This is a genomic window from Phycisphaerales bacterium (genome assembly GCA_029268515.1).
In the GTDB taxonomy this organism is placed as follows: Bacteria; Planctomycetota; Phycisphaerae; order Phycisphaerales; family SM1A02; genus JAQWNP01.
In genome coordinates this window covers 126205-151764 of record JAQWNP010000017.1, presented here as the reverse complement: position 1 = coordinate 151764, position 25560 = coordinate 126205, and the positions used below count along the sequence as shown (strand labels likewise).

19 protein-coding genes and 1 other RNA gene are annotated in these 25560 nt (G+C 50.3%); 5 read left to right on the top strand and 15 right to left on the bottom strand.

Annotation, left to right across the window (positions count from 1 at the left end; translation table 11 throughout):
• Nucleotides 1-2: 2 nt before the first annotated feature.
• Nucleotides 3-2411 carry a DUF255 domain-containing protein gene (locus P8J86_12325; GenBank protein MDG2055478.1) on the bottom strand — a complete coding sequence of 803 codons (2409 nt, stop codon included), beginning with the start codon at nt 2409-2411 and terminating at the stop codon, nt 3-5.
• Between the two features lie 51 nt (nt 2412-2462).
• On the bottom strand, nt 2463-3695 hold the full coding sequence (gene pheA / locus P8J86_12320) for a prephenate dehydratase (protein ID MDG2055477.1): 1233 nt from the start codon (nt 3693-3695) through the stop codon (nt 2463-2465).
• Nucleotides 3696-3744: 49 nt separating this feature from the next.
• On the opposite strand from pheA, the gene P8J86_12315 reads away from it, so the two are divergent.
• Entirely contained in the window at nt 3745-4638 is an 894-nt protein-coding gene (locus tag P8J86_12315; protein ID MDG2055476.1) for a hypothetical protein, read from the top strand.
• A gap of 20 nt (nt 4639-4658) precedes the next feature.
• Here P8J86_12315 and P8J86_12310 read toward each other — a convergent pair whose 3' ends face one another.
• The 5 genes from P8J86_12310 to P8J86_12290 are packed head-to-tail and all read right to left on the bottom strand — an operon-like array spanning nt 4659 to nt 11436.
• Nucleotides 4659-6248, bottom strand: a complete 1590-nt coding sequence (locus P8J86_12310) for an NADH-quinone oxidoreductase subunit N (protein MDG2055475.1) — start codon at nt 6246-6248, stop codon at nt 4659-4661.
• The gene (locus P8J86_12305) at nt 6241-7917 is read right to left on the bottom strand and encodes an NADH-quinone oxidoreductase subunit M (protein ID MDG2055474.1); all 1677 of its coding nucleotides are present in this window, start codon (nt 7915-7917) and stop codon (nt 6241-6243) included. Before P8J86_12305 ends, P8J86_12310 begins: the two co-directional genes overlap by 8 nt.
• Nucleotides 7914-10127 carry an NADH-quinone oxidoreductase subunit L gene (gene nuoL, locus P8J86_12300; GenBank protein ID MDG2055473.1) on the bottom strand — a complete coding sequence of 738 codons (2214 nt, stop codon included), beginning with the start codon at nt 10125-10127 and terminating at the stop codon, nt 7914-7916. Before nuoL ends, P8J86_12305 begins: the two co-directional genes overlap by 4 nt.
• Before the next feature lie 5 nt (nt 10128-10132).
• On the bottom strand, nt 10133-10468 hold the full coding sequence (gene nuoK, locus P8J86_12295) for an NADH-quinone oxidoreductase subunit NuoK (protein ID MDG2055472.1): 336 nt from the start codon (nt 10466-10468) through the stop codon (nt 10133-10135).
• Entirely contained in the window at nt 10465-11436 is a 972-nt protein-coding gene (locus P8J86_12290; GenBank protein MDG2055471.1) for an NADH-quinone oxidoreductase subunit J, read from the bottom strand. The genes nuoK and P8J86_12290 overlap by 4 nt, the downstream gene beginning before the upstream one ends.
• 262 nt (nt 11437-11698) lie before the next feature.
• Between P8J86_12290 and P8J86_12285 the strand changes: the two genes are divergently transcribed.
• The gene (locus P8J86_12285; protein MDG2055470.1) at nt 11699-12382 is read left to right on the top strand and encodes a CDP-alcohol phosphatidyltransferase family protein; all 684 of its coding nucleotides are present in this window, start codon (nt 11699-11701) and stop codon (nt 12380-12382) included.
• Complete coding sequence (locus P8J86_12280) at nt 12379-12888, top strand: phosphatidylglycerophosphatase A (GenBank protein MDG2055469.1); 510 nt, start codon at nt 12379-12381, stop codon at nt 12886-12888. Before P8J86_12285 ends, P8J86_12280 begins: the two co-directional genes overlap by 4 nt.
• Before the next feature lie 43 nt (nt 12889-12931).
• On the opposite strand, the gene lysA is transcribed toward P8J86_12280, so the two are convergent.
• Genes lysA through gcvPA form a run of 4 tightly spaced genes read right to left on the bottom strand, consistent with a single transcriptional unit; the run spans nt 12932 to nt 18866 of the window.
• On the bottom strand, nt 12932-14230 hold the full coding sequence (gene lysA / locus P8J86_12275) for a diaminopimelate decarboxylase (GenBank protein MDG2055468.1): 1299 nt from the start codon (nt 14228-14230) through the stop codon (nt 12932-12934).
• Nucleotides 14223-15908, bottom strand: a complete 1686-nt coding sequence (locus tag P8J86_12270) for a hypothetical protein (protein MDG2055467.1) — start codon at nt 15906-15908, stop codon at nt 14223-14225. The genes lysA and P8J86_12270 overlap by 8 nt, the downstream gene beginning before the upstream one ends.
• Before the next feature lie 58 nt (nt 15909-15966).
• Nucleotides 15967-17493 carry an aminomethyl-transferring glycine dehydrogenase subunit GcvPB gene (gene gcvPB / locus P8J86_12265; GenBank protein ID MDG2055466.1) on the bottom strand — a complete coding sequence of 509 codons (1527 nt, stop codon included), beginning with the start codon at nt 17491-17493 and terminating at the stop codon, nt 15967-15969.
• Entirely contained in the window at nt 17490-18866 is a 1377-nt protein-coding gene (gcvPA, locus tag P8J86_12260; GenBank protein ID MDG2055465.1) for an aminomethyl-transferring glycine dehydrogenase subunit GcvPA, read from the bottom strand. The genes gcvPB and gcvPA overlap by 4 nt, the downstream gene beginning before the upstream one ends.
• A 300-nt stretch (nt 18867-19166) precedes the next feature.
• On the opposite strand from gcvPA, the gene P8J86_12255 reads away from it, so the two are divergent.
• Nucleotides 19167-21287 (top strand): M28 family peptidase, encoded by a 2121-nt coding sequence (locus P8J86_12255; GenBank protein MDG2055464.1) that lies wholly within the window; start codon nt 19167-19169, stop codon nt 21285-21287.
• Between the two features lie 49 nt (nt 21288-21336).
• Here P8J86_12255 and rnpB read toward each other — a convergent pair.
• Nucleotides 21337-21770: RNase P RNA component class A (gene rnpB, locus P8J86_12250), an RNA gene on the bottom strand.
• Nucleotides 21771-21827: 57 nt separating this feature from the next.
• On the opposite strand from rnpB, the gene P8J86_12245 reads away from it, so the two are divergent.
• Nucleotides 21828-22787 carry a hypothetical protein gene (locus tag P8J86_12245; GenBank protein ID MDG2055463.1) on the top strand — a complete coding sequence of 320 codons (960 nt, stop codon included), beginning with the start codon at nt 21828-21830 and terminating at the stop codon, nt 22785-22787.
• A gap of 27 nt (nt 22788-22814) precedes the next feature.
• Here P8J86_12245 and P8J86_12240 read toward each other — a convergent pair whose 3' ends face one another.
• The 3 genes from P8J86_12240 to P8J86_12230 are packed head-to-tail and all read right to left on the bottom strand — an operon-like array spanning nt 22815 to nt 25558.
• Complete coding sequence (locus P8J86_12240) at nt 22815-23558, bottom strand: hypothetical protein (GenBank protein ID MDG2055462.1); 744 nt, start codon at nt 23556-23558, stop codon at nt 22815-22817.
• A gap of 46 nt (nt 23559-23604) precedes the next feature.
• Nucleotides 23605-24843 (bottom strand): DUF418 domain-containing protein, encoded by a 1239-nt coding sequence (locus P8J86_12235; protein ID MDG2055461.1) that lies wholly within the window; start codon nt 24841-24843, stop codon nt 23605-23607.
• A gap of 16 nt (nt 24844-24859) precedes the next feature.
• Complete coding sequence (locus P8J86_12230) at nt 24860-25558, bottom strand: HAD hydrolase-like protein (protein ID MDG2055460.1); 699 nt, start codon at nt 25556-25558, stop codon at nt 24860-24862.
• Nucleotides 25559-25560 lie beyond the last annotated feature (2 nt).

The following is a 25560-nucleotide window of genomic DNA, read 5'->3' as shown; positions in this document are numbered from 1 at the left end:
TACTACTTAGCTTTAATAGAAACTGGTGCCGTTTTTGTTTCTGGCATAAGACACATCTTGTCATTACAAACCTGGTAAGTAACCATTAGTTTCGGCGCACCACGCATGGCGCCAGTTCGCAGAAGCTGAACAGGCACACTAATCGTTCCGCTATGCACATTCACAACACCGTCCGGCCCAGAAAATCTTTTTCCTTGAGGATACATCATCTGCGCGGTTACCCCTTCACCGCCAACCAATTTGACTTCGAGCGGAATTGCAAACTCATTACCAGGCTGATTGGAATTCAAGTGATGACCATCAGCAATTCGAAGCGTCACAGTTACGGTGGCCGAGCCGCCACTTTCAAGATGTATCGTTTCTGGAGACACTTTCATTCTTACCGCATTGGTATTACCCGGCGAGAGAATAAAGGGCTGTCCAATTTCATCCGGATACTCTTCCACAAAGCGATTAAGCGCCGTGGTTGCCACGATGGTACTGACAGGATTTTGACTGATCATTGGTGAGATCGATTCAAGTGTGCGGCTCGCATCAGAAAGGTATCTTGCATCATTGGTCAACTCATACAAGTCGAGCAAGTTACTCACCATGACAGAATTACCGCTGGGCACCGCGCCATCGTATGAAGATCGAGCTCTGACAAATAAGTCACTCTGGCCAGGCAGCGTGTCGAAGTAACCACCCTGCGAATCATCCCAGAATTGATCGTGGGCTTGCTGAGCCAGCACCTTGGCTTCGTCGAGCCACATCGGATCGCCTGTGGCCTCATACAGAGCCAATAGCCCCTTCATGAGAAATGCGTAGTCCTCAAGAAATGCATCAACCCTTGCATTTTCGCCACGACGAACGCGCAAAAGACCACCATCTGCTGCTCGCATATTTGAAAGCACATCATTGCCTGCCGAACTCGCTGCATCAATGTACTGCTGTTCTTTAAGGACCCGGCCACCATCGGCGAACCCGGCGATCATGAGTCCATTCCAACCAGCCAGTGTCTTGTCATCAGTCATTGGTTGCTTCCGCTTATCACGAGCAACCAGCAGTGCTGCATTCACGCGTCGACGTCGATCATTAAAGTCCTCCAGAGACATTCCCATACGCCGAGCGACCTTGGTTGGATCATCCGACAGATAAAGGACATTGCTTGGGGGATCTGATTCATGATGTGGATCTTGAAAGTTCGTTCCCTTGTCTAATCCATACACTGCCAATGCAAATTCGACGTCATCACTCAGCTCTGCATCGCGAAGGGCTTGTTCCATCTCCTCAGGTGTCCAGAGATAGCTTCCGCCCTCGCGTGCATCAACTTCGGCATCTTGAGCACTGTAGAAACCACCTGTAGGGGATGTCATCTCACGAATAACGTAGTCGAGTGTCTCTTGGACAATTTGCGCGTAATAAGGATTTTTGGTTTCTTCATAGGCTCGGGCATACGTAGATGCTAACTGTCCATTGTCATAGATCATCTTCTCAAAGTGAGGGACCAGCCACTTTGCATCGGTGCTGTATCTGTGAAAACCTCCACCAACTTGATCGTACATGCCACCTGTTGCCATCCGCGTCAATGTCTTCTTCACAGAATCTTGTACAGGCCCAAGATTCCAACCTGCTTCTAAAAGAAAATCAACATGCCCAGGCATTGGAAACTTAGGCGCCTTGCTAGGATTACTGACATAACCACCATCTTGCTGATCATATTGAGTCAGCAACTGACCAACCGCCTGCTCTACCTGCGTCGAAGTCACTTGCTGTGACTGGATTGGCTGTGAGAGTTGGTGCGAGACCATCTCAGCAAGCTTATCTGCCTGCGCCGTCACTTGAGGCCGCTGACTTTTCCAGAAACCAGACACTTGATTCAGGACCGTCTTAAAACCAGGACGACCAAGATGATCTTCTGGTGGAAAGTAAGTGCCGCCAACAAAGGGCTTGAGGCTCGTTGGCTCAAGAAAGACATTAAGTGGCCAACCGCCACTACCTGTTATCAATTGCACTGACGTCATATAAATATCATCAACATCAGGTCGCTCTTCACGATCTACCTTAATCGGAATAAAGTTCTCGTTCAGTATCGCCGCCACTTCTTCATTCTCAAAACTCTCTCGCTCCATCACATGGCACCAATAGCACGTTGAGTATCCGATACTCAGAAAGATCGGCTTGTTTTCTCGGCGTGCTGCCTCAAATGCTTCTGGCCCCCATGGATACCAGTCAACAGGATTATGTGCGTGCTGCAGCAAGTATGGACTCGACTCATTCGCAAGTCTGTTTGTATGTTTCACGGTTTTTTTGTCATCAGTTTGATGCTCATTTAAGTCTTCCGTTATTTCCTGAGCTGACACTGTAACCATTTGCAAACCACAGATTGCAAGGAGAACGCCGGTTTTCATGAGTAACGATTGTGGCTTCAAATCTGCTCTCTTTTCTAACAACGATGGGCATTGTTCTACCGTTTACAATTCTCATTTTGTCAAGCTGTACTCGGCTCGTGGGTAAGATCCAAGGACACGCAGTGATACACAGAAGACTTCTGCAGCCTTGATCGCTTCTGCAACCTTCGCATCTTCACGATGCCCTTCTAAATCAACAAAAAAGGTCCATTCCCAGTTAACACGTCCACTCGGCCGCTTGTCAATATGACTTAGGTTGATACCCGCATCTCGGAAGACGCCCAGTACATCGACCAGTGCTCCGGGCTTATGGGCCGTTACGAACATGAGCGTGGTTTTATCCTCACCGCTCGGCCTCGCCGCTTCTCTACTGAGAATAAGAAAGCGAGTCACGTTATTCACTTTGTCCTGAATACATTCAAAGATCGACTTCACACCATAAATATCCCCTGCCAATGCTGACCCGACGGCAGCGCAGCTAGAGTCGACCGCCGCAGCTTTGACCGCTGCCGCAGTTGATGCTGTTTCAATACGATCAACACGAGAATAATGTGCTGCCAGCCATTGACGACACTGTGATATGGCTTGAGGTTTCGAAGCGATTTGGCGGATCTGATCTGGAGCACCATTACATAACAAACACAACACCACCTCAATCATAGATTCTGCATAAATTGAGACCTCATGTGTCTGTAGCGCATCAAGGGTGTCAGTAATGCCTCCACCAATTGTGTTTTCATATGGCGCAAGACCATAATCACACTGACCAGAAGCAACTGCCTTGAAAACATTATCAATGTCATCATGATCGATAAAAGAAACTGACGATCCGAAGTGGCCAACAGCTGCAACATGACTGAAGGTGCCTGGTGGCCCAAGGTAGGCCACACGCAATGGCTGTTCTAAAGAAAAACTGCCCGACATCAACTCGCGATAAATAGCTTCGATGGTGCGATCAGATAACGGACCAGGGTTATTCGCAAGGACCTTCTTAAGAACCGCATGCTCTCGATGAGGCGCATAAATTGGCACATGATCTGACTGCTTTTGCTTGCCAATGTTAACGACAACCTGGGCCCGCTCGCTCAACAGCTCAATGATTGATGTATCTAGCTGGTCAATCTTGGACCGGAGTTCATCGAGCTCATCTGAGGGGTTCTCCTGCCTCGTTGCTTTGTGAGCCCCTGAAGGAGGCTCAGCATCAGAATCTGGTGGATCGATGTGTGGTGGAGGTGTCGTCATGGTCGATGGTAGGTCAGGTAAGAGGGGACAGCCGTACTGCGAATCGCCATCATCGTGAATCACAGGCCCCTCGTCGACCCCTAGAGGGCAAGGATCCCCAAAGAGGACGCTGATGACTGCTCAGGAACTCCTTATGGCCCTATGGGCCGAATTTCCCACTCCCTCTACGCTGCTTGCCGTATTGATTCTCATCGGTGGCATCATGATGCTTGTCGTGGGAAGGCAACTTCTTACTGTCCTGCTCCTGGCCTTGGGCGCAGCGCTTGGCTATGCCCTGGGCTCTTGGTTGGCGGGGCACCTCGATAGCACCCTACCCATCTGGGCTCCTGGCTTGGTAGGTGCCATTGTTGTGGGTGGCATTCTCGTCATGGCCCAACGAGCGATCGTCCCGGCTTGTCTTGCGATTATCTTGGCCCTGGTCGGACCGATTGCTTTTTCTATCTCCAACGCATCAGACACTCGACTCGGCTCGCCGCCTGAAACAACCAGCTCAGTGGTGATGTCCACGGAAGTCCAAACCACCAATATCTCGCTCTCCACTTCACTCGATGGGCAACTCGAAGGTAGCTCAAACCTCACCTCTCATAGCTCACCACTCACGAAGATTCTCGATAGCGTGACGGCCTGGTGGCCAACGCTTACGCCTGGAAACCGTGGTGGCATCATGCTGACTGTATTGGTGGGTCTCGTCGTAGGCTTATTGGTGGGAATTGCACTTCCAAGAATAACTGCAACCTTCATTACCGCGGCATTCGGTGCCGCCATCACCTTGGCTTCAGTTTCCTGGCTCATTATGATTTATCGCGACCTCGCAAACGCGCCGACGCCTAAAGATTGGCTTGAGACTATTGGCCTATGGCTCATTCTTACCACGGCGGGATGCTTATTGCAGTGGGCTTTAGCGCCATCATCAAAAACTACGAGCAAGAAGAAGACCACCATCGGTGCCGCTCGAAACAGATCCTCAAAGCATCTTTCTTCAGGTGATTCGCCTTCGACTGCTTGATCAGCAACCGGCTCAATCCTCTAGTCAGAAGCTGAACTTCCATCCTGAGCTATAACGATCATTTCATCTTTGTTGATAGCGGTCTCTCGAGATGCATCAATACGAGGCTCAACAACCAAAGAGGCGTCTTCGCTCACACGATAGAGTTGAGGCGCAAAGATCGGTAACACAACAATTGCTGCAGCTGTCACAACGCCTACCAGTCGAGGCCATGGCGATGAAGCCTTTCCGACAGTCTCCCCCTGGGCTGTTGGCTGCAGGAGAATTGGAAGCGCCACAAGTCGCAAGTAGTACCAAGCACTAATCGCACTATTAACACCAGCAATAATCACCAATAGCAGCTCGCCTGATGAGATACCCGCAACAAAGAGATAGAGTTTGCCCCAAAATCCCAGCAATGGAGGTACACCAAGTAAAGAACCCGCGCAGATTGCCATCACTGCCGCCATCACCGGATGACGTACACGCAAACCTGCAAGTTCATCAACTGTTTCTATCTCTTCTCCATTTCGCTGTAACGATGCCAATACTGCAAAGGCACCTGTGTTCATCACAGCATATGCAAGAAGATAAAACAGTACTGCGCTCAGTCCAAAATAGGCCGGGCCTGCAATGATTCCTATGAGCATGTATCCACTGTGTGCAATAGATGAGTAAGCGAGCATACGCTTTACTGACCGTTGCAAGAGCGCCCCGATATTGCCGACTGTCATTGTTAAGACGGCAATCATCCATAAAGTAGTCAGAACGGGCTGCGGCATGTCGTCCCAACCCACCAAGCTCACCAGTAGCATCAGCGCGAGCATCCCTGCCGCTTTCGGAACAAAAGCAAGGAAGGCTGCCACTGAAGACGCGGCGCCGTCATAGACATCTACAACATAAACATGAAGTGGCGCTGCCGCGATCTTGAAACAGATGCCGAGAATTGCCAGAATCATGCCAAGCATTAAGGTTGGCTGACTGGCAAGATCAAGTGCTCCATTTTCATTTCTAAGAACCGAAGTCATGTCAGTAAGTACGATTGTGCCAGTGGCGCCATAGAGCAGCGCGAAACCATAGAGAAGGATTGCAGATGACATGGCACCAAGGAAAAAGTACTTGACCGCCCCTTCTTGGGCTCGACGTGAGCCACGGCTCATGGCCACCATGACATAGGTTGGCAGCGAAGTCAGCTCAAGGGCAAGAAAAAGCCAGATCAGATCGCTGGCACTGCAAACCAGCATGACACCCATCAAACTAAGAAGGAAAAAGGCAAAGAACTCTCCGCGGTTTGCGCGCATGGGATCAAAACGTTCTTTGCCCGCAGCAATCCGAGACTCGTAACGTCTATCAATGATGCCGACTGATAAAAGAGCCAACAGAACACCAACAGCACAGACCAAAATCTTGACATACGGCCCGAGCCATGGCATGACCGAACCAATACCAACCAGTGAATCTGTCTTATAGATGAGTGCCGTGACAACTAATGCCGCCACTAAGAACAGGCTGGTGACAATGGCCAGTCTGTCACGCACATATTTTCTCGGGCTTAGCCCGAGAATCATCACCACCACAACACCACCAAAGAGAATCATTTCAGGAATGAGTAGCCATAGCTTTTCAACCATCTTGGTCCTCCCTTCCCTGTACCCCTGGCTGGATCAATTCAAACTGATCGAACTGGGCTGCGATGCCAAGCGGATTGATTAAGACAACCGGATTCTCCGATCGCTCTTTCGCAATTTGTTGCTGCTTAACGATTTTTGGATACATAGCGAGTGTTGACTCCACCGAACCAGCAATTGCATCTGTAAACAAACTGGGCTGCACACCAATAAAAATACAGAGTGCAGCCAATGGAACCAAGATACCGATCTCGCGTGCATTGAGATCCTGCGACAAACCTGCTGAATCGTCATGCTGGGGCGTCGGTGTTCTCAGCGGACCAAACACAATCTTGCCAACCATGATTAACAAGTACATCGCTGCTAATACAATGCCCAATACAGCGATCACGGCATACCAAGGACCAAGTACACCGGGATAGACTGCTGCATCTAGGTTCGCTGCATAGGTACCAATGAGACAAAGGAACTCACTTACAAAGCCATTGAGTCCGGGAAGTCCGACTGATGCAAGAACGAAAAAGACCATAAAGAAAGACCAAACCGGCATAATGCGAGCCAGACCGCCAATTGAACCCATATCTCGTGTGTGATACCGCTCGTACATCATTCCAACTAACAAGAAGAGCGCCCCTGTTGAGAGGCCGTGGTTAATCATGTAGAGAACAGCACCATCAAGTCCCATTGGATTGAGCGCTATCAAACCAAGCACACAAAATCCCAAGTGACTCACCGATGAATAAGCGACCAGTCGCTTTACATCTGACTGCACCCAACAAATCAATGCCGCGTAGAGAATTCCAATCAAGGCAAAAATGCCAATGATGGGCGCCCAGGCAACGACACCTTCTGGCACCATCGGTAACACAAAACGATAGACGCCGTACGTACCCAGTTTCAGCAAAATCGCGGCCAAGATGACCGAGCCTGCTGTCGGTGCTTCCGTATGTGCCAGCGGCAGCCATGTATGGACCGGAAATACTGGAATCTTGACGGCAAACCCCGCAAGTAATGCTGCCAGTATCCAGCCCTGCTCCAGAGCGGTCATATTCACTGCGGTATAGGTGGTCAACGCTTCAATTGAGAAGTTCCATTGTCCATTGTGAGCAGACGCATAGGACCAAGCGACATAAAGCAAACCGGCCAACGCCAAGAGCGAGCCTGTAAAGGTATAAATGAAGAACTTAACGCTCGCGGCCGCGCGATTCTTACCTCCATAAATTGCAATGAGGAAGAACATGGGAATGAGCGTGACTTCAAAGCAAATGTAAAACAAGATGAGATCGCGAGAGATAAACACGCCAATCATCGCTGCCTCAAGCAACAACATCCAGGCATAAAACTCACGCCGGCGCGTCTTAATGTCAGAGAAGGCGCCAATGATCGCCAACAGCGACATGAGTGTCGTCAGCAGCACCAATAACATCGAGACAGAATCTATCCCTAAGCTGAATGTAATATTCAGCATCGTCAACCATTCAAACTGTGCAGCGAACCCATAATCAGCCGTACCCCAAGCGGGATAGATAATGGCGAGGACAATGTTGTAGCCCAGCACCAGAGCGCTAAAGGCTGTCGCCACCCACTTCGCTTTTCCTGCGGGCGCCAACAATATGGCAATGGCACCAGCAAGTGGAATCAACATGAGTAAACCGGGTACAGCAATATTCATGATCCGGTGCCTCCCATCCAATTCTGGAAGACCTCAACAAGATCAGGCAAGTAAATGACAACCACAATAATCAGCCCCGCGCCTCCAGCCATGGTGACAGCGTAGGACTGAAGTACACCATTATGTAGGCCCTGCAATACACGACCGCATAACCGTGGTATTGAAGCAACACCATTGACGATCGCAATATCGATGATGTATCGATCAAACAACGCACAGATACGGCCCAGGATCCAGAGCGGCGTACGGATCACAAAGTCATAAAACTCATCTACATACCACTTGTGTTCCATACAGCGGGGCAACCAACCCGTAATGGGATTACCTCGCAAGATACTACGAAGGCGATCAGCTGATTGCCGGCGCCAGAGATGGAAGTAAAAGGCGATCGCAATCCCAAGTATTGCAATTCCACCTGACAGCACATACATCACAACATGTGGATCACCGCCGAGCAGTGTTGGGTGCTCGTCAATGGCATGTGATTCTGCTTGGTAAAGACTCTGATCTGCTTGGTTCCAGAGCATCTGCGGCACACCCTCACTGGCGCTGGAATCAACGACCGCAGCAGCCACCCAGTTACTACCGAAGAACTTGCCCCATGCATATGGAACCACTGCAACCAAGGCGCCAATGGCAATAACAACCAACACTGAATTGATCGCAATGCGAGGCGCGTGAGGATGAAAATGAGAGGCATCACCACCATTATCATGTAACTCATCACCTGGTTCATAACTAACTGGACCCGCACAGACCCGGAACCAAACCCGGAACGTGTAGTAAGCCGTGAGCAATGCTGTTACCAACGCAATCCATCCCAAGGTCTCAAACCCGTGCCCAGAAGTAACGAAGGCTTCAGCAAGAATGGCATCTTTCGAAATGTAACCGCTGGTAAATGGGAATCCAGCCAAGCAAAGGCAGCCAACTAACATCGCAAGAGCTGTAATCCGCCATCCCTTGATATGAATCAATCCCGAGAGTTTTCGTAAATCAAGCTGCCCTGCAAAGCCATGCATGATCGCGCCACAAGTCAGGAAAAGCGCGGCCTTAAAAAATGCATGTGTAAACACATGAAAAGCGGCGCCATAACTGGTGAGAACACCAAGTCCCAGGAACATATAGCCCAATTGCGAAACAGTTGAATAGGCCATGATCCGCTTAATATCATGCTGAGCCATTGCAATCGTTGCCGCAAACAATGCCGTCAAACCACCAACCCACGCGACCACAGACAGCGTCAGTGGGTATGGGTCACCGGGCACCCAACCCAACGTAAACAGTGGATATGTGCGAGCCAGTAGATAGATGCCGGCAGTCACCATGGTGGCTGCGTGAATTAATGCGCTGACTGGCGTGGGACCTTCCATTGCGTCTGGCAACCACACGTAAAGCGGCAATTGAGCCGATTTTCCAAACGCTGCCAACATCAACAACCAGGGAATGACTGATGCAGACCAGCCAGCCGATTCCGTTAGATACTGACCGGTTGCAATGTGCTCCCAGAGAACAGTGTATTCAACTGTGCCAAAGTTTTGCCAGATGAGATAGATGGCAATAGCAAGGCCTAGATCACCAATACGGTTAACGATGAATGCCTTTTTTGCCGCTGCCACTGCTGCAGGTCGCTGATAGAAATATCCAATCAGCCAATAAGATGCGAAACCGACACCCTCCCACCCCAGATAGAGCATCAGCAGGTTATCGCCCATGACCAAAGCGCCCATGGCAAACAGGAAGACACTAATTCCTGCAAAGAAACGACTGTACCCGCGCCCTTTATCATGCTCCATGTACTCACTGGCATAAATGGCAATTAACGTGCCAATTCCAGTAACAAAGAGCATCCACAACAGGGTTAGAGAATCTACATAGAGCGTGAAGTTTGCAATAAAACTCTCACCATCGCCCCAGCTCAAATCGAACCACTCAAAGAGACGAATGGTTACCCACTCACCATCTGAGTTGTAACAAATAGCCAATGCAACAGTGACTGCAAAAGAAAGGCCAAGGCAGACCACTGTGATCAGCGCTGGCAACTTACTCTTAACTCGAAGGAACCAACACACCCCACAGAGAATCAAGGAAATCAGCGGCAGCCATAAGATGAAACCACCCCACCAAAGATGATCTCCTTGCAAAACTGCCTGCTCAATCGCCTTGAGCATCTCTTGAGCTTGAGCCGTTTGATCTGAGTTTGTGAATGGCATGGAGTTCACTCTTTGATCTCCGACCAAGCTTCAGCATTAAGGGTGTGTTTTCTTCGGTACAACAAAACGACTAATGCAAGTGCAATCGCTGCCTCAGCAGCCGCAATAGTCAGAATGAAGATGACAAAAACCTGACCCGACGCGTTTTGATGAAAACGCCCAAAAGCAATCATGGCCATTGCAGCAGCCTGCAGCATGAGCTCGGTGCAAAGAAACATGACAATCAAGTTTCGCCGAACCAGAAAGCCAACCAGTCCTAAGACGAAGAGCAAAGCACTTGTCAACATAAAGTGATTGAGTGCCAGAGGCCCAAAGGTTTCTGCAGCAAGCATCAACATCATCCGCTACCCCCACCTGAGGTCGCAGATCCATCACCAGCGGCAGCCTTGAGCTCATCTTCACCAATTTCAATCTGTCGACGAGAAAGGACGACAGCACCAAACATGGCAAGAAGCAAAATGATCCCTGCAAGCTCGAGGCTCACCGGGAAGATATGCACTAAAGCCCAACCAATATCTTGTGTATTGCTGGGCAGCATGTCGTCATTCAGATCAACGGAAACCAACTGGCCGCTGGGGGAATTGGCGAGCACATATGCTTGGCCATTTTCTCTAAAACGAATATAGTCGTGATCCGAACCAGAAATCACTAACAGATTTTGAACGGGGAAATCCGGATCGACTTCTTGTATCGAAGCACGAAGCGACTGAGGCAACTGCTCAAGCGTATGGTATGACTGCCTTCGAATCACTTCTGAATCAGGACCTTCTGGAAAAGCGGCAGGACCATTAAATAAAATGCTGCCAAGCGAAGCAATCATAATGAAACCAACAAGGCAAGCTGCTGCTGGCTCTCTTGGTATGCGATCATAGAAAGCCTGTGTATCTTCTTCCTCCGGATCAGGTGATTGCTGTGCCAACATGAGCACAAACATATATGTAATCAAAATGGCACCTGCATAGACAATGATCAATGCAAAGGCCATGAACTCAGCGTCCATGAGTAAAAAGAGCTCTGACGTTGCAATCACAACTAAGACAAAATACAACGCCGAAAAAACTGGCTTGGGATGCGTAATAACTCGGACGGCTCCGCCAATTGCCACTGCAGTGCCTACGTAGTAGAAGAAGCTACTCTTGAGCGTCTCTCCACCAGTAAGCGTGCTTCCCAACTCGACCAAAAGAAATGCAACGGCGGCGGCACCAATCAAGACGCCCAAGGCGCGCACAGAACGATTCCCTGGCTTGATAACAAGGTAGAGAGCGATGCTGCCGACTAGGCAGGCAAGGTAAGCAAGAAGTGGATTCATCTGGACGCAGCAGCAATCACAAGCGGGTGGAGGCCCCGGCCCAGGCAGCCCAGGGGAGGTTTTAAGCCAATAACAGTGGGCAAGGTACGCAGAACCCCGGCTTCTGGCAAGGACATCGTGCATAACTTCACAATCCCAGGCCCTAGACCCCCTTTTCCATCGCATCAAGGACGCCCCAGTATCCCTCTGGCCCGGGCAGAAGATCCGCATTTTTGGGTGGCTGAATAGCAAACCATCTACTGTGTGGTGTACGATCCCGACTATGTCCCAGCATGCCAGCCTCGAATCTCCAGCTCCAGGACTGCGGCAGCATATTCCCAACAGCCTCACAGTACTCAGGCTCGTTCTGTCCGCTGCCTTTTTTGCCACCCTCAATATCTTTCGTTATCCGGATATCGGACAGTTCTGGGGCAACATTGCCATCGGCATGTTTGTGGCAGCTGCCATCACAGATGCGTTAGACGGCGCACTGGCACGAAGGTGGAATGTGATTTCAACCTTTGGTCGGATCATGGATCCGTTCTGTGACAAAATCCTGGTTCTGGGCGCATTTGTCTATTTGGCTGGCCCTCGCTTTCTGATGCCAACAATGGATGCCGAGGGCGCGTTCTTCTCAATGGCCACTGGTGTCTACCCTTGGATGGTGGTGGTTATCTTTGCCCGCGAATTACTCGTCACCGCTATTCGAGGACTTGTGGAAGGGAAAGGTATTAGTTTTCCCTCGAAAGTATCAGGCAAAGCAAAGATGATCCTTCAATCAATCACAATACCCATCGTGATGATCTTTGCGATTAACTGCCATCCCTCTGATCACTCCTGGGCGCTTTGGTTTAACAATGTACTCGTATGGCTGACAGTCATTGTGACAATCTGGTCCGGCCTGCCATATATTACGGGGCTCTCACCACTTCTCAGACAAGAGACTCCGACGGAGCCCCAGTCTTGAACACAATCAAGTTACTTGCGGTAACTGCTGGTGGACTCGGTTTGATGCGCCCCGCGTCAGGCACATGGGGGTCCACACTTCCTGTCATAGTGGCATTTGTACTTCTACTTGCGAATGCAAACGTATGGATCGTCAATGGCGCACTGATCGTCTTATGTCTTATCGCATGCATTGCCTGCATCATCTGGGGGCGATGGGCCGAACAACGCTTCAATCAAAAAGATCCGGGAGCAGTCGTTGCAGATGAAGTTGCCGGACAGTCACTTTGCTTACTTGCCCTGCCCTACTACCAGTTCGATTGGACAGTCACCATCATCATGCTGGCCGCTGCTTTTTTCCTCTTCCGTATTTTCGACATCCTGAAGCTTCCTCCTGCGAACCAACTACAACGTTTACCAGAAGGTTGGGGCATCCTGGTCGATGATCTGGTCGCTGGCGTACAGGCATGGATACCAATGCTGATTGTCTTTTGGCTTATCGCAACCAAGACACCACTGGCTGGATGAATCGACGGTGGTGCTCAAACACTGTGAGCATCGCACGAAATCTCTAAGTTTCCATTGCCACCAAATCAGCATATGTCTCACGGCGGCGAATGACAGTGGCCTCTTTGCCCACAACCAGCACCTCTGGAGGGAGCGGTTGTGAGTTGTACTGGCTTGCCATCGACATGCCATAAGCACCAGATCCAAACACCGCCAGTCTGTCACCTGCCTTTACCTTTGGCAAGGCTCGATTCTTCGCAATGATGTCACCGGTCTCACAAATCGGCCCAACAACACTTACGGGAGAAAGACCCTCTACAAGGACCTCTTGAGAACGAGTCGGCGGAATCTGAGATTTATGAACTCGTGTTGGCCACACAAAATGGAATGCATCGTAAAGCGCGGGGCGGAGCATCACATTCATACCACCATCACAGATCAAGAAAATCTGACCATCAGATTCCTTCACATAGAGCACCGTGAGAAGCAGTACACCAGCATTGGCCGCAATGGAACGACCCGGTTCCAATACCACCTGAAGTCCTTGCGCAACGCGCGATTCAAGCAAAGGCACAATCGCTTCTGCATACACTGATGCTTCTGGCGCCTGGCCAGACTCATAATCAGCGCCAAATCCTCCACCGAGATCAAACATGTCGATGGTATAACCAAGCGATTGCAAACGATCCATCAAAGCCAAGCCCTTTTTGACTGCGGTCACATATGGCTCGACTTCCAAAATCGGCGACCCAATATGTAAATGAATGCCACAGAGCTTGCACCATTCCGAAGAACCATACCTCTCAAAGAACTGTTCCACCTGATCAAGCTGGACACCAAACTTTGTGCCGCGGTGCCCAGTTGCAGTGTGATGGTGAGTGTCTGTTTGAACATCTGGATTGACCCGCAATGCTGCCTGACATGGCCTACCAACCTGCTCAGCAAGTCTTCCAATCAATGCACATTCTTGGCCTGACTCAACATTAAGCCAGCCTACTCCCGCTTCTATTGCAGCAATGATCTCATCTGGCCTCTTGCCAACACCGGCATAGACACATTTTGATGGATCTACACCAGCCTTAAGGGCTCGATAAAGTTCGCCGCCACTCACAAGATCAAGCCCACTCCCGCGTTGCGTAAGAACGCGGCAGACAGATGTGTTTGAACAGCTCTTGACTGAAAAACAAATCAGCGGATCTAACGCCGTGAAAGCTTTGGCCAATCGATCAAAATGACCCTCAAGTGTTGCCTGTGAATACACGTATACAGGCGTGCCAACATCATCCGCTAACTGGTCTAAACAGACATCCTCACACCCCAGCAAGCCCTGCTCACCATCGACCCTGTACCGAAAATCATCCATCCTTGGCGCCACTCGATTGTTCTGTCTTTACTGGTGGAACATGAGATGCCTCTTCAGCCTTTTCTTTGGGGCTAGCATCGACGGGAGACTGAGGCACAATTGAAGGCAACCGGGGCGAACCAATACCCAATGGAATAGGAAAAAATTCCGGTGACTTAAACGTTCCGGAGACCCGATAGGTCACAATTCGATCTGTGACCTTACCCATTAAACTTCCAAACGAACCAAGTGAACTTTCCACTGCCTCAAGCGGCCCACCGTTGAATCGAAAATCAAGGTTGCTATCAAAGAGAATGACGCCCTGGCCTCGCGCAGCAAGACCTGCGCCAGACAAAAGGACATTCGAAAGTTGCACGCCAAGCCCACCTATTTTAATCATTGCAGAAGCCGAGTCGGTCAGTCCATCGGATGCCTTACTGCTTCCAATATTTCTAAAGAGAGGCCCAATCAAAGGAAGCGTCAAGAGCTTGCCGTGCTCTACTGAAATACCACCCTGGCCGACCAAGGTGTATTCGAAGTGATCAACATCTGCCGATGCCATCACTGACAGATCAAGTGTGCCTGCGTATTCAGGGTCCTTGCTACCAGCTGACTTCAAGGCGTCTTGAATCAGCATATTCATGATGTACAGTTCAGCACTGAAGTGTTTCGGCGCCGCGAGATTAAACCTTGAACGAAATTCAAGAATGCCACCTAGTAGATTCATTCTCAAAGGTGATATCGAAAAGACGTTATCACGAAATCGCATCTCAATTGCCAAACGGCCAACTGGCAACGAAAATTGTTTGACACTAAAGCCAGCATTGACCAGCAAGACCTTGGAAACGAGATCAATATCCTTCAACTCTTTAAGTGGGATAATACCTGAAAGCGTAATGGTCAAATTGCCATAGACTTTCCATGCCTCAAGAGTCTCTTGGATACCTGGCGGAAGTACGTGGTACTCACCCTTGGCAATATTTGAACTGAGAGATACTTCTCGCAGGCGTGTTATTCCACTGTCTAAATTAAGCGAGCCTTTGAGCAATAACTCAAAAACACCGGCACGTTTTACAGAAGAGTCAAATCGATAAAGGCCAGGCTGACTCTCATCTAAACTGGCATCAAGTACCAGATCAATTTGATCAAGATCCATCAGTCGACCATTCGCATTTGCATACTCAAAAATTCCATCGTTAATGTCAACGGATCGCATGCGCAAGAAATCGGACGGCTTGGTTGATCCACCATCATCTAAGAGCTGTCCATTGTCGACAATAAAGTTGGAGTAACCAACTATGACACCTTTTTTATTTTCCTGAATCCGAATTTTGAGTCTGCTAAAAATCACGTCCTGCAAGAGCACGGGTTTGCCACTACGTGGAATTTCCGCCAACGTAATCTCAATCTGATCTGCTGACATAATCACGACATCATCCGAAGTCAGCTTGGGATTGATCATCGCAATCGAATAGGGAAAATGATATTCGAGATCATCAAAAGACAACTTGGGCCCGAGGTTATCTCGAGCTATCAACTCAATCTGCTCCTGAGCATATGCTTCGATCGCTTGCAGTACGCTGTACACAACTGGGTACAAGATAAACACAACAAACACCACAAGCGAAAGTAATATGCCGCGAATGATATTCCATCGCCTTGAACGGCGACGTTTTTGAGAATGTTTTTGGCGCCCCATGTGCTTACTCTTCTAACTTGACGCGTTTCCAAAGAAAACAACCACAGAATGATGAGGCCTAGATCGCCTCGTCACTATGCACTGTACGTGGCTTTCGAGCAGCGCTTACTTCATCAGCCCTACGTATGATTGACTCTAGAGGCGCATCAGGCATTGATTCTGGAGATCTCTCGATTTCATCAGCTATTCGCAACATCACTGAAGCAAAGTGGTCGAGCGTTTGTTTTGACTCAGTCTCAGTTGGCTCAACCATCAGACAATCATGAACTGGCCAGTGCATCGTTGGTGGATGAATACCGAAATCAATCATCCTCTTCGCAATATCGACGAGTGAAATGCCATTGCCTAAGAGTGTCTCAGGCACCGTCACAAACTCATGAGCACAAAACTGTCGAGCCGCGGGATCAAAGAATGGCATTTCATAACGATCAAGAAGTAGCGCTGCCGCATAATTCGCATTAAGCACTGCTTTCTCTGACACATTCCGCAACCCATTTGGTCCACAAGCGGAAATATAACTCCAACAACGCACCAGCACGCCAAACTGCCCAATAAAGCTACGAACTTTACCAATTGACTTAGGCCGCTCTTTATCAAGATAGAAGGAACCATCATCAGTCATCATGATCTGAGGCACTGGCAGATAAGGTGACAAATGACCAGCAACAGCAATCGGACCTGCACCAGGACCACCGCAACCATGTGGTGTAGAAAATGTTTTGTGCGTATTGAAGTGCATGCAGTCAATACCAAAATCCCCAGGGCGAGTCACGCCTAAGATCGCATTCATGTTAGCGCCATCAAGATAGACCTGAGCCCCAGCGTCATGAACCATACGCACGATCTGTTCAATTTGATGATCGAAGATACCTGCCGTATTGGGATTGGTAATCATGAGGGCGAGAATATTCTCTGCCCCGTGCGTCTCAATCACGCGAGCAAGATCTTCTAAATCAGTACAACCACCGCTTGTTTTCACTGGTGCAACATTGGCTCCACACATTGTGCAACTGGCAGGATTGGTGCCATGCGCATTATCTGGTGCCAGCACAACCGTCCGTTCAGGTTGGCCGATATCAATGTAATAGGCTCTCATCACCTTGAGTGCTGTGTACTCACCATGCGCCCCCGCTGCCGGCTGCACAGAAACTTCGCCAAGCCCTGAGATCGCCTCCAAGAAACCACGAACTTCATACAAAAGCCTCAAGGCACCCTGAATCGTGTCATCATCTTGCAAGGGATGCAGCTGCGCAAACCCTGGCAACGCAGCAGCCCATTCGTTAATTCTGGGATTGAGCTTCATCGTGCAAGAACCCAATGGATAAAAGCTTCCATCCAAAGAGAGATTTCGCTCTGAGAGATGCGTGAAGTGTGCCACGACATCACGCTGCCCTAACTCAGCCAGATCTGGAGCAACACCAAGAATAGAATCAGGTATTTCTGCTCGCTCCACATCAAGTGGTGGCAAGTCAACCCCTCGCTGCCCTGGCACAGACTTTTCAAAGATGAGTGGCTCTGTCGGCCGCTCGCCTCTGGTCTTCACATCGACTCGAGTGTGAACCATTGCCTCAGTCTCCGCACTCATGATGTCACCTTATCACTGCCTTCAGTGAATGTACGAAAAAGATTCACAAGTGAATCCATCTCTTTTTTTGTTCTCTTTTCAGTAACGGCTATTATGAGTTGGTTTGGGTTTCCAATCGAACTCATTCGACGTCCACTAGGAGCAACGCCAACAAGTATGCCTCGACGTTTACCTGCTTCGACGATCGCGGTGACATTCTCAGGACAAGTCACACAGAACTCATTGAAGAATGGCCCTTCGAAAGTAAGACGAAAGCCTGGCAACTTGGCAATCTGATTCGCCAGATAGTGGGCCTTGTGATAACACTGCTCCGCCATCTCACGAAGACCATTTGTTCCAAGCGTAGACATGAACATCGTTGCACGCAGCGCCAATAAACCTTGATTCGTACAGACATTGCTTGTTGCTTTGGCTCCGCGAATATGCTGCTCTCGGGTCTGAAGCGTCAAACAAAAGCAACGCCGTCCATCAACATCCTTTGTTTGACCGATGATTCGACCTGGCATTTTGCGAAGAAAAGTTGATCGAGCAGCAAAGAGCCCCAGATAAGGACCCCCAAAGCTCAAGGGCACTCCCAGTGGCTGCCCTTCAGCGGTTGCAATATCGGCTCCACAAGCCCCGGGCGAGTGCAACATTGCTGATGCGATGGGATTAAAGACTGCAACTGCAATCGTTTTATCTTGCTCATGCGTCGCATCAAAGCAACCTTTGGAGTCTTCAATCAGGCCCCAAACATTGGGCGATTGGATCATGACTGCAGCAGTGTCATTATCCAGATATGACCGCACTGTCTCAGCAGATACATGTCCATCACTTGATGGCAATTCAATATATTCAGCCGGAAGGTCGCCTAGATATGACTTAATAACCGTTCTTGTATCAGGGTGAACAGTATCGGCTACCAAAACTCGGCGCTTCCCCGTTGCATTGAGCGCCAATAGCACCGCTTCTGCTGCTGCTGTTGCGCCGTCGTAAAGACTTGCATTCGCAATGTCTAAACCTGCCAAGCGGGCAACCTGTGTTTGAAATTCAAAAAAGGCTTGAAGAGAACCTTGCGAGGCTTCAGATTGATACGGCGTGTAAGCGGTCAGAAATTCTCCCCGCCCAACTAACTGATCAATCAATACTGGTGAAAAATGGTCATACGCACCAGCGCCCATGAAACAAGTCATGTCATGCGCACCGTTATTGTGATCAGCCATCTCTCGAAGCGCACGCTGTAACTCGAGTTCTGAAAGCGCTGGAGGCAGATCAAGGACCTCCTTGCATCGAATCGAAGCTGGTATCGCTTCAAATAGCTCGTCTACACTGGACACACCAATCGTGGCCAGCATCTGTTCTTCTTCTTGCTGTGTAATTTGGGTGTAATCCATGAACTCCATCCCAGGATCAAATACATTTTCTGAGCACTGACTATTGAACGGTGATACTGGCCCTGACGAATTGGACCCACTCGCAGATACTCACTTCGCATCAAAGGATACCTATTCTAGCCCGCTTACGGCATCCTATCGCAGCATCACTGGGCCCGTCGATGGCATCTCTTGCTTGAGCATGCTCTATTTCAGGAGCTTCCGCTGACAGAACACACCGCATCCAAACAATACTTGCATAGACACGTTATTCTGGGCAATCTCCTATCCTCTGAACCCATTTCGCATGTGAGTTGACTTATGAAAACTTGGCAACGATCTACACCAATCTTCCGCATCACAGTCATAGTAGGCCTCCTGCTTCCAACTGGCCTGCTAACTGCCTGTGAGACCACAAATAGCGTCAAACCTGCCCCGACAGTGGTGGTCAACACTCCAGAAGAACAGCAATCGAGTACCAATCCGAAGGTCCAGCCCGGGCCAGAGAACATCCGTGCCTTTGACCCAGAAGCCACCAGTCTTGTGGCCGTCCAGGATGAAGATGAGGGTGTCCAGGAAGAGGCCCCGCCACTGACCGAGCAAGAGGCCGAGATGAACCTCCTGTCCACGATGGGGCAGGTCGATCCAGAGGTACTGACCTACTACCAACACGTGATTACGCTCTCAAATCCATACTTTGAAGGGCGAGCCCCAACGACAGATGGTTTTCGAAGAGCTGAGTCGTATGTTGAGTTCTATCTCGATAAGTATGGTTTAGAGGGTCCATTCGAACCAACCGTCGTCTCGACTGACAAGGGTGAAATAGAGACGCGCCATCGACAGAGCTTTACCTTCAGCCAAGGACGCGGAAATACCAAAATTGAAAATCAGTCCGCTCGCGTGTTAGATATCGCGTTCAAACCTGACGAAGACTTCAGGAGCTTAGGCAATGCTGGCAATGGCATGGTGACCGCACCAGTTACGTTTGTGGGTTATGCCATCGATTCTGGTCCTGATGGATACTCAAGCTTTGAGGAAGACACAGATCTTTCTGGCCGCATCGCGATGATACTTCGCTATGAGCCACTCAACGAAAATGGCAAGAGCCTATGGTCTGAGCGACTCTTTTCCAGTAAATCTTCAATCGCTCAAAAATTTGATGCGGTCATCGAACGAGGTGCCGCTGGGATCATCATGATTAACCCCCCAGATGCTCGCGATGGAAGACGGGGACTCGAAACACTGCGTCGGACTTCACGTTTTGAGCCAACGCTAGAAGTGCCTGCAATACAAATGACGCCTGAAGCTGCAAACCAACTTCTTCAAGACATTGATCCCGAACACCGAGATCTGATGACCCTACGTCGTGAAGCTGATCAAGGCAAAATTAAGACACTTAACTTTGATAACAATGCTGACGTCACGTTCGGTGCCGATGTTGTGCGTGCAAACCGCATCACCACTGACAACGTTGCTGGGGTGCTGCCCGGTCATGGTGATCTTGCCGATCAATGGGTTGTCGTTGGTGCTCACCTAGATCATGTTGGCTATGGCTATACCGGCACAAGTTCAAACTATGAAGGTCAACTTCATCCCGGGGCTGACGATAATGCATCGGGATCTTCTGCTCTATTAGTTATGACGAGTCGGCTGGCTCGAGCATATAAGAATCTTCCAGAGGATACACCGCGAAGATCGGTCCTCATGATTTGGTTTGGTGCGGAAGAAGCTGGCTTGCACGGCTCGGATTACTTCGTCAAGAATCCGACGATGCCAGTTGACAATATTCAGGCCATGATGAACTTCGATATGGTTGGCCGCCTTCGCAATAACAATCTCTCGCTCTCTGGAACTGGCACCGCAGTTGAGTTCGATGAGATTCTTCCACCGCATTATGAACGCAGTGGCCTGACAGTGACAACATCACCCGGTGGACTGGGACCATCTGATCACGCCAGCTTCTATCGCGCTGGTGTGCCAGTACTCTTTCCGTTCACAGGACTTCATGATGATTACCACACGCCAACCGACCGGGCTTTCACGATCAATCCTGAAGGTGCCATGCAGGTAGTCAATTTTGCGGAGCCGCTGATCCTCGAGTTGGCACTGATGCCTGAAAAACTGACGATGGACGAAGACGCAGAAGAGGACTCAGCCCCGCCCAGCCGCACTGGGGCAAAGGTTCGACTGGGCATCATGCCTGGATATGGCGACGAGAACGGCAAAGGCGTCCGAGTCGAAGCTGTCTCTAAAGGCACCTCAGCCGACAAGGGTGGTGTGAAAAAGGGCGACATCTTGGTCAAGTGGAATGATACGGATCTCGAAGGCCCACGCGTCCTCGCAGAGGTACTCCGTCAGCATAGCCCTGGCGACACCGTGACCCTCGTCATTCGAAGAGATGGCACTCTCGAAACACTCGAACTCAAGCTCGAAGGCAGGTAACAAAAAAAAGGTGAGGCGGATGGCGATTTCCCGCCATCCGCCCCATTGAGATCACCTGTGGACATAAGCCGAATTCTGTCCCCGCCTAGCTGATCAAACGATGAGCTAGGCCAGTGACGGTCATTCATCTCAGGGCCGCCGTTACCGACGGCCTCTTGCACGCGACCCGTCCTCATACCGCGGACCACGGCTCCGATACCTGAGCATCGGCGAGGACTGCTTGCGCTTGCACGCAGTGGGGTTTACCATGCCCCGACTGTCACCAGCCGAGCGGTGCGCTCTTACCGCACCTTTTCACCCTTACCTGTTGCCTTGACCCGAAAGCCAAGACCCATCGGCGGTTCATTTTCTGTGGCACTTTCCCTAGCCCGGTGATCGAGGGCCGGTGGGCGTTACCCATCACCATTGTCCTGTCGTGTTCGGACTTTCCTCCACCTGAATTCGGACATGCCGAGTACAGGCAGCGACCGTCTATCCACAACCAAAGTGTAACGAAGTATTCATACTAGCGACAGTGGTTCTTCACACTACACTAATGGCATGGGTTCACCTCGACTGCTTGTTTGGACTGTCCCGGAGCACCGTAAGCTGGTTGCTGATGCTGTCTCAACGTCCGGTGCAGAGCTGGTAGGCATGGGGTCAGACTCGCTCGCAGGGGCTGCAGCTTGCAGCCGAGTCCTCGACACCAAACCAATTGCTGATATTCGCGAAGCCATCCAGTGCGATAACGCTGACATCATGTGGATCACGACAGCTATTTCGATTGAAAGCCCACTTCGCCAATTGATGGAATGCCGCCCACGCCGGTACCTTCTCAGTGAACCACCGGCTGGTGCTGTTGCCGATTTACTCTCTGAAACAATGCCCGTACCACAAGCCTCACTTGTTCCGCTCATGCGATTCAGTCCGGGCTACCTCATGGCACAAGATGCATTAAATGAGTTTGGTGAAATTACCAGCGTGCATATGGCCTTCAGATGCGGCGCCGGTGAGGGCGGCCTTGCGGGTCGCTTGTTTGATGCAATGGATCTAGTCGATTGCCTTTGTGGCGAACCTGAAGGCATCTTTGCGACGCTCAGAAGCCCCCTCCCTGGTATTCCTGAGCCACTCGACCAATTGCATGGGCATTTGGGCGCAAGTTTACGAATGGCCGATCATCGCTGTATCACGCTATCACTATCGAATCTCGCAGGAACCTGGTTCCGTGGCGTCACCATCATCGGCGAAGGAGGCACACTGAGGCTCTCCGATAATTCGATGCAGTGGCTTGGACCGGATGGACGCCAGATCGATTCAACACCTTCCAATAAACCCCTTCGCCCTGGCGAGCTTGTGGGGCAACACATACGACGGATTAGTGAAAATCGTGATGTTCTTGATGCACCGTCAAACGACACACACTTATTGGTACTTTGTGAGACGGCGCGACTCAGCTGCCTCACCGGACAGGTTGAGTGCCCTAATTCATTACGTAACATGCTTTATACATCAGTCGGCTAATCGATCTAAGCTCGACCGAGCAGTTATTTAGAGTGATTGAATGGTCTCATGGAGCGGCATGATGACATTGGGAATCACCCGGTCTTCAGCAATACGCTCAATATGACCCGCAAGTGAACCAAAGTCACTAATCAAATCCTCAAGCGATGTACGGGCCCCGGAGCGGCGCACCGTCAGAAACACGCTTATGGGTGTTTCATCAAAACGGCCAGAGCTCACCTCATTTGTCCGAGTGCGTGTCTTGACTTCAACAGATGCCTGCAAGTCACAGTCGTCATTGAGCGCAAAACCGACAAAGGGCTGCGCTTCCAGCAGCGATTCCCGGTCAGAATCGACCAATGCCGTCAATGGCGAGTCTGGCAACAAGGCGCTCATCACAACCTCATTTCGATTCATCGGTGCCTGCAGGTCAAATCCGAAGACAAGTTCGAGGTAGTCCACATCCAATGGACTTATTGACAGGAAATAAGGCGCCACTTCTAAGATCAACTGATGCAGCGAGTAAGCCTCCTCGATGGACTTGGGATTGACCCAGCCGCTACGGATCGATGTCCTTCGAAGTGCAAGCCAACTGTATCGAGCATCTGACTCAACTGATTCCAGCGCGAGCTCACCGTCATACCGCCGAAACTGATCCATGAAAGGCAGTTGCCGCCGGACACGATCAAACATGTCCAAAACAGTGTTCCGGTTTGGCGGAAGATCCATTTTCAACGCCAATTTTTGGTTGACGTAGAAGTCACTGCATATCGCTGTAAAAGAAGTGGTCATCTGCCTCCTTGCTGAATGATCCACTCATACTCTACCCGGAGATGCTTCAATCCCTGCGCCGAATCACCTCGAAGCGCCAATATGTCAACATTCGCCAGATCCACTCCAGCGGCCCGAAGCGGAACCAAGACAGCCAGAGTGAGCACCCCACGAGCAGGCCAATCCAGACCACCACAACGATATAGAACTGCTCCACACGACTCACTTGCCCAACCCAGCCTAGGCCATGACCATAAAAGATCCATCCAGCGATGACTGACTCAAAAATGTAGGCCGTCAATGCCATGCGTCCGACAGGTGCCAGAATGGTCCGCAGCCAACGAAGGCTTTCACTTCGACATAGAAGCAGCACGCCACCAATCCAAGCAGCGGCCAGAGCAAGATTTCCCGCCTCCTTCATGCACTCAATCAGGCCCACGCCGAGAGGTGTGTTGGTGGTGCTCTCATAGAGCTCAATACCCACAATCACCAGTGGTAAACCCAAAGCAAGTCCACCGGCCAACATTGCCCACTCGGTGGCCCGATGTCGACCCCTGAGCAAAGACCATCGCAGCAAAACAGCCCCAATCAGCATCATTGCAATTGTCTTGAGACCAGTCATGACCAGCGTCCACCAGATTTGCACCTTTATCGCAGTCGGAATCCGCCAATTGAGCTGATCTGCAAAACTGCCGGACCGTAGGCTCATTTCCCACTCGATGGCTTCGGGGCTCATTTGCCACAGGTCAACGCCTTTTTCCGCCATCTCACTTTCCATGAAGTGTGTGAAAGAAAACGTCTGTAAGAACCAGATTCCCATACAGGCGCAAGCAATTGCCAACATCGCAGGTATTGGCAAACCAACCAGCAGCCAAACCAGCATACCCAGCAGTGCATAGGAGACTAAGACATCGCCATAAAAGAGAACGTAAGCGTGTAACAGACCAATCACGAGGAGCCATGCAAGACGCCGATATTGAATGCCGCTGGCCGATCTGTGAGCAGCCTTTGCCTTCGCCGCCATCATTGCTAATCCAGCGCCAAAGAGCACCGTAAAGATGGCCATGAATTTGGTATTTGCGAACACCTGAGTCAGATACCAAGCAACGTACTCACCGCTGTTGATCTCCCCCATCGCCATCGGGTCGATATACAAAATCGCTGGCATTGCAAATGCCTGCACATTCATCACAAAAATGCCAAGAACAGCGATGCCTCGTAACACATCTAACTGTTCAATACGCTGTTTTTCTGAGACAGGTTTGATGTCCCCGGACTTCCAGGAGGCTTGCTTGTGATCAGACATGAATTTACCTCACGTATCAGGCCGGCGTCCTGCCAGCATGGGCCAGAATCCAATCCATAATTCCAGCGGTATCAGATAGGTCATCGACAAGTAGGTCTGGTTCACAGGCAGCAAGCGTTTCTTTGGTATCCCCGCCTGTAGCAACTGCAATCGCCCAGCAGCCATTGGCGCGAGCGCAATCAATATCATGGGTGGTGTCACCAATAATGACAACTTCATGAGCCGCGATTGACCGCCCAACCGCTTGCTGGAATCTCTTCATTGCAACTGGTGGCAAGCCACGGCGCGTTTGCGCGTCGGCCCCCCAGGCGCACACCTCAAATGCTGCAGGATCAAAACCAGCTGCATGGAGTTTTATTTCACCCGTTTCCTGAAAGTTGCCTGTCAACAGCCCAGCAGTCATTGCCGCATGATCACCAACAGCTTTGATCAACGCTGCAGCTCCAGCAAGTGCATCAAATCGCGTCCCCCCCTGATCGACACGATGCTTGAGGATCCGGTGATAGCCTTCTCTTAGTTGGTCTGCGTAGGGCTCATGATCTTCAATGCCGTTTCGTTTCGCCAGCGCCTGCCAAATCAGTGGATCTGTACGACCATGTACTTCGACGCCTTCAAATGTCAGTTCTACTTTGAATAGCGATTGAGCTGCTTCTAAGAATGCAGATACCCCAACCCCGCGCGTCAGTAGCATGGTGCCATCAATATCAAAGAGCACAA